At 43.2% G+C, this 5,872-nt stretch carries 4 protein-coding genes; 2 read left to right on the top strand and 2 right to left on the bottom strand.

All coding sequences use genetic code 11. The annotated features are described in order from the left end of the window. Together zwf and QTO00_RS13330 are read right to left on the bottom strand one after the other, a co-directional pair. The coding region (gene zwf, locus QTO00_RS13325; protein WP_331425240.1) for a glucose-6-phosphate dehydrogenase at positions 1-1,189 on the bottom strand (1,189 nt) is incomplete at its 3' end. A 348-nt stretch (positions 1,190-1,537) separates the two neighbouring features. After that, positions 1,538-4,414 carry an HD domain-containing phosphohydrolase gene (locus QTO00_RS13330; RefSeq protein WP_331425241.1) on the bottom strand — a complete coding sequence of 959 codons (2,877 nt, stop codon included), beginning with the start codon at positions 4,412-4,414 and terminating at the stop codon, positions 1,538-1,540. Between the two features lie 162 nt (positions 4,415-4,576). Here QTO00_RS13330 and QTO00_RS13335 point away from each other — a divergent pair, with 162 nt between their 5' ends. Continuing rightward, positions 4,577-5,023: an SRPBCC family protein gene (locus QTO00_RS13335; RefSeq protein ID WP_331425242.1), complete on the top strand. Its 447-nt coding sequence runs from the start codon at positions 4,577-4,579 to the stop codon at positions 5,021-5,023. 49 nt (positions 5,024-5,072) lie between these two features. Beyond that, positions 5,073-5,816 carry a phosphatase gene (locus QTO00_RS13340; protein ID WP_331425243.1) on the top strand — a complete coding sequence of 248 codons (744 nt, stop codon included), beginning with the start codon at positions 5,073-5,075 and terminating at the stop codon, positions 5,814-5,816. The last annotated feature ends 56 nt before the right edge of the window (positions 5,817-5,872 follow it).

The raw sequence follows: 5,872 nt of genomic DNA on the forward strand, positions 1-5,872 counted from the left end.
ATCCAGCACCTGGCTCTTTTAAACCGAAACTCATCTGAATCCCTTCATCTGGCTGAATTCGGATAATAAGCTTGTTTTCAGGCGCATTTTGACCAAACACTGGGTGAGGCGTCTGTTTAAAGTGGATGACCACTTCAGTCACGCGTGTCGGCAGGCGTTTACCAGTGCGTACATAAAAAGGTACACCATTCCAACGCCAGTTGTTGATGTATGCTTTAAGGCCTATGTATGTTTCGGTACGCGAGTCCGCTGCAACGCCTGGCTCATCGCGGTAACTTGGCAAAAACTCTCCACGTACATCAGACTCGGTGTACTGACCTAAAACTAGGTTGTTACGCAGGTCTTGCTCATCGAGCGGCTTCAAACACTGAAGCACCTTGACGACTTCGTCACGGATAGAGTCAGCGTTGATCTGCGCTGGCGGTTCCATGCCCACCATTGCAAGAACTTGCAGCAGGTGGTTTTGAAACATATCTCGAACAGCACCAGAGCCATCGTAGTAGCCACCTCGTTCTTCAACACCGAGGAACTCAGCACCAGTGATCTCTACATAATCAATGAAGTTGCGATTCCACAAAGGCTCAAACATGGCATTTGAGAAGCGGAACACCAATAGATTTTGCACCGTCTCTTTACCTAAGTAGTGATCAATGCGGTAGATTTGATGTTCTTGGAAATGCTCATGAATCTCGTCGTCTAAAGTTTGTGCTGACTGGAGATCATAGCCGAATGGCTTCTCGATAATTAAACGCTTCCAGCCATCTTGCTCATTGTTGAGGTCATGAGCTGAGAGACTTGCAGGAATAACACTATATAGGCTAGGAGGTGTCGCCAAATAGAACAGGGTGTTGCGTTGCTCAAACTTATAATCGGTTGACAACTGTTCTAATCGAATAGCGAGTTTAGCGTAATCCGCACTGTCTGACGTATTGATTGCTTGGTAATGCAGGTGGTTAATGAAAGCATCTAACGTTTCTGGCTCAGTTTTTTCCATCTCTTGTAGAGACTGTTTTAATTTTTCTCGATAGGAGTCATCGCTATATTCAGTGCGACTGACACCTAAAATGGCGAAGTTCTGAGGCAACTGTTCGTTAGAGTAAAGGTGATATAGGGCAGGGATCAACTTGCGGTAAGTTAAATCGCCTGAAGCACCAAAAATAACGATGCTGCTGTTTTCTGGTATTACCATCATCTTTCCCTTGAGAGTGAGGTATTTAGCGTGTGCCTAAGCAGTTGCTATGTAAGAAGACCAACGGTATCAGTGACACCTCTAATTATATAATCGTTCTTGTCTATTACACTGATAGACAGAAACATAAAGCTGGGCCACATAACGGAGCCTAAATTGAGGCTCGTATGACAAGCACAAACGACAACTCCGAGCGGCAGCGTATTGTCTACGAGTCTTTGATATACATCAACCTTTTGTCGAGCAAACGATTAAATATTAACTAACCCTATACGTAAGCTATTGAATTTTTGTGAAGTGGAAATTATGTCCTAGAGTGAGTGAGCGTCTAAACAATAGAGTAAATTGTTAGAATTTCGATTTGATGAAGCTCCTAACCCGTCTAATATGTGCATCCCTATCTATCTCAGATATCTGCGATTGTTCTAAGTACTTCTGCGCGTATGTTTGATCAATCTTGTTGTGTAAAAAAATCAGATATAGCTTGGGATCAAGGTGACCATTGGTTGCCATGTCAGTCATTATATCTATAGACTCACTAAGGTTTTCTGCTTTCTTATATGGGCGATCACTGGAGGTTAAAGCCTCGAACACATCTGCAATAGCCATTACTCGCGCCGGAATTGAAAGTTGTTCTTCAAAAAGACCTTTTGGATAACCTTGACCATCAACACGCTCATGATGCCCACCTGCAATCTCAGGAACATTATTCAAATGATCAGGATAGGGCAACCGCTTGAGCATGGTGATGGTTTGAATGATATGGTCATTGATAACGAAACGCTCTTCAGCGTTCAATGTGCCTTTTTCAATTGATAAGTTATACAGTTCACCACGGTTGTATTTTAATTCGCTGGGTGAGAGGACGAAGTGCTCCTGCCATACATCTTGTGGTTTACAGTTTGCATCCCACTCTATTTCATGAACTCTTTTATCACTTAGCAAAAATTCTTTCACAGGTAGAGGTTCACTAGATTCAGCGCGTTGGAGTTCGAGCCATGAAACACCAATCTTATCGTCTAGTGTACGGGTCCATTGGTATTGGCTAATGAGCTTGAGTCGTTTCAGGTCTTCTTCACTCATTGACTCACCGCCAATATTGCATTGACCAACAAAGGCAAAGTCATCATCCAATTGGTGTTGAAGTCTATTTAACTGACGTTTGAGTTTAGCTTCATCTTGGCCATCAACTATACCCTTCCAATAATCAACTTCGGCTTGCAGTTTAAGTAATTCGAACCTCATCCGAACTTCATGAATTCTGTCATAGATGGTTTCAAGCTTGGTCGCTTTATCAATAACATACTCTGGTGTAGTGACTTTGCCACAATCATGTAGCCAAGAGGCGAGGTGCAGTTCTTCCCATTGTTGTTTCGTCATGGAGAACAAAGGAAAGTGGATTTGGTCATCAGCGGCAGCTTTGACGATCATCTTGGTCAAATCTGGCACTCGCTGACAGTGACTACCAGTATAAGGAGACTTGGTATCAATTGCTGATGCAATAAGCTCGACAAAGGCGTTAAGCATGTCTTTTTGTTGCTCAATTCGGTCGATATTCTCTTTTGCAATTTCCGCAAAACTCAACAGCTCTTTTAAAAAGGCATGTTTATCTGTTTGTTCTTGAGTAATCGCTCTCTCATAACCTAGTAGTAGTATCCCGACCAGTTTGTTGTCGCGATTATGTAGCGGGAAAAAATAGACATCCGAGTTGTAAATAATGTCGCGGTATTTCGCTAGGGCGTTGTCTTCGCGGTTAAGGTGAACGATTTCACCTTTCATCAATTCAGTTTTGGCCCATGCAGTCGCAGAGATTAACTCGTTAATGTCAATTTTAAACGGAATGATGGCGTGATTGGCAGCTGGTGTGTAGTCGCACTCTTCATCATCTCTAACATAGAGAATGATCGTTTCTGCTCTGGTAACGAGAAAACTTTGATGAGCGATGGTCTTAGCCAATACAGTGAAATCGGTATTACTCGCCGTTTCTCTAAGCAAACGAAGCAGATCATATAAGGTGTGCTCCATCAACTCTATTGATTCTGTGAGATTAGCGACCTCTTTGATGACACTTTTTGAGTAACGTGTCTTTTTAAAATCAAAACGTGCGATATTGTCCGTTTGCTTCATTAACGCTTCTAATGGGTTTGCTAAGCGCTGAGCGACAAACAAAACAACGATAAAACTCATAAATAACATCGCGATAGCAACTTGGACTTGCTTGTCACGCATAGAGAGCAATGAAGCCAATAGATCGTGTTGTGGTGTGGCTTCCGCGAGTAATAGGCGAGTTTGCTGGTTCAGTGTTACTGGTGTTAATGTCACTGACCACTTCTGCTGATCTTCCTCTGCGGTGGCATAGAGAGTTTGGCTTGCGCTACGGTTTAACACGCCGCCGAAAACAGTATCTTCGAGCATCTCAGCTGTTACAGATTCCTTTGAACTTAGCGAGCTCGCTAAATTATGGTGGGCCAATACACGGAACTGGTGGTCGAAAAGCACAAGCTTGGTGCTGCTTGAGTAGCCCATCTCGCTAATCTGTTCAGATAAGGACGTGAGTGTGAAGTCAGCACCCACCACACTCTTACAATCAGGCGACCTGCGTGACAGTGTCACACCATTAGTTTTTAAAAAGTAGAAGAAATAGGGCTCAGTGAGCCTTATCGCCCCATCTGCAGAGGCGTTGGTAAACCAAGGTCTGTTACGGGGATCAAACTCGTTGTTATCGAGTTTTCTGTGCTCTAACTTTCTATAAGCGCCATCTAAAAAATAGTATTCGTTCAAGCCAGAGACACGGGTAGTGTTAATCAGTAAAGTTGCTTTGATTGGGGCTTCGAATCTCTCTCTATCACTGTTCGATCTTAGCGCCCTGATTTGAGTCAAATCACCTTGTTCATTGGCATAGTAAAGGGCGACAACACTAGGGTTGCGCTCGAAAATAGTTTGTAGAGAAGTCAAAAAGCGAATATACGTCACAGCAGAGCCATGGTTTTCGATAGCTCGGCTCATTGCCATAAAATCCAACGTAGTCAGTATAGGGCCCGCCTTAACCTGAAATGTCGACTCGAGTTTACGGCTATTCTCGTTGCTTAGCTCTTTTGCGCTGACCGTTAATAGTTCTTGTGCATGGCGATAACTAATGGCAATTAGCACTGATCCCACGAGGGTCGTCAAAACCATAAACAGTGTTGTGATGTGAATACTTAAGGAGTACCGGCGCTTTTTCATAGCTCCACCAATGAAAAGGAACACAATAAGTATCGAACAATCTCAGCAACCTGCAAAAAAATTGTTTTTCGTACCGACATCTCTATGTTTAACGTAGTAATTAGCGCGAAAAATCAGCAAATTGAGCTATAATTGTAGTAGAAACCCAAAAGAGAGCGATTTATGCTGAAGTTAAACTATCAAATCGAAGTCAATACCACGGCAAACATTGTTTGGAATGCTCTGATTCAATCCGACAAGTACAAACAATGGGCGGTCGCTTTTTCACCCAACTCTCAATTTACTGGGGATTGGCGGGTAGGAGAGCAGGTGTTATTTTTTGATCCAGATCTTGGAGGAACGAAAGCTGTCGTTGACCGTATTGACGACAACCAACACCTTGAATATCACCATATTGGGATCTTTGGTTCTGACAAAGTACAACAGATAGACAGCGATTCGGCACGAAAATGGATTGGAAGTAGGGAGACTTACCAGATCGAGGAAACAGAGCAAGGTGTACTGCTAAGCGTAACAATTGAAACGCATCCTGATTTTGTCGCCATGTTCAACAGTGGTTGGGAGAAAGCTTTGCCAATGATTAAGCTGTTGTGCGAGCAAGAAACGTAATTGACTGATAACATAAGTGCATTGAATTCAGTCTAAATAACGTAGATCTATGAACCTAATTATCGATACACATACTCATACGTACGCCAGTGGGCACGCGTATAGCACACTTATAGAAAACGCTCGCTCAGCAAAAGAGAACGGTTTAGCGATGTTTTGTACAACCGATCATGCGGAGTCTATGCCGGGTGCTCCGCATTTCTGGTTCTTTTCTAACCAAAAAATTCTGCCACGATTTATCGAAGGCGTAGCCGTGATCCGCGGGATCGAATCCAACATACTCAATACTGATGGGGAAGTTGACGTCAATCCGACCTCATACAAGAGCTTAGATTGGGTGATTGCCAGTTTTCACGAACCTGTTTTTAGACCAAGTGATAAGGCGAGTCACACCCTTGCCCTTATAAATGCGATAAAGAGCGGTAATGTTGACGCACTTGGCCACTTAGGTAATCCGAACTTCGACTTCGATTATGAGCAAGTTTTAACCTGTGCAAAACAGCACAATGTAGCGATTGAGATTAATAACACCACGCTTAAAGGGAACAGCCGAGTAGGGAGTGTTGAGCGTTGTGAAGAAATCGCCCTCTTAGGTAAAGAGATTGGCGTCTATTTCACCACAGGTAGTGATGCCCACTTCTGCCAAGACATAGGTGACTTGTCTTTAGTTGGTCAACTGCTCGATAGAGTTGGTGTAAGTAGCGACAAAGTGATCACACACAGCGTGTCTCAGTTCCTCAGTTTCCTTGAATTAAGAGGCCATGCGCCAATTGCTGAATACAAAGATTTATAACTTGATACAAAGTTTGATTCTTAACTTTTAGCGAGATTCAGTACACTCTATTTTCC

The organism is Vibrio sp. M260118, assembly GCF_036533755.1.
Taxonomy (GTDB): domain Bacteria; phylum Pseudomonadota; class Gammaproteobacteria; order Enterobacterales; family Vibrionaceae; genus Vibrio.

Coding starts and splice junctions, on each gene's coding strand:
- QTO00_RS13330 (WP_331425241.1), bottom strand. CDS start 4,414: ATGAAAAAGCGCCGGTACTCCTTAAGTATTCACATCACAACACTGTTT.
- QTO00_RS13335 (WP_331425242.1), top strand. CDS start 4,577: ATGCTGAAGTTAAACTATCAAATCGAAGTCAATACCACGGCAAACATT.
- QTO00_RS13340 (WP_331425243.1), top strand. CDS start 5,073: ATGAACCTAATTATCGATACACATACTCATACGTACGCCAGTGGGCAC.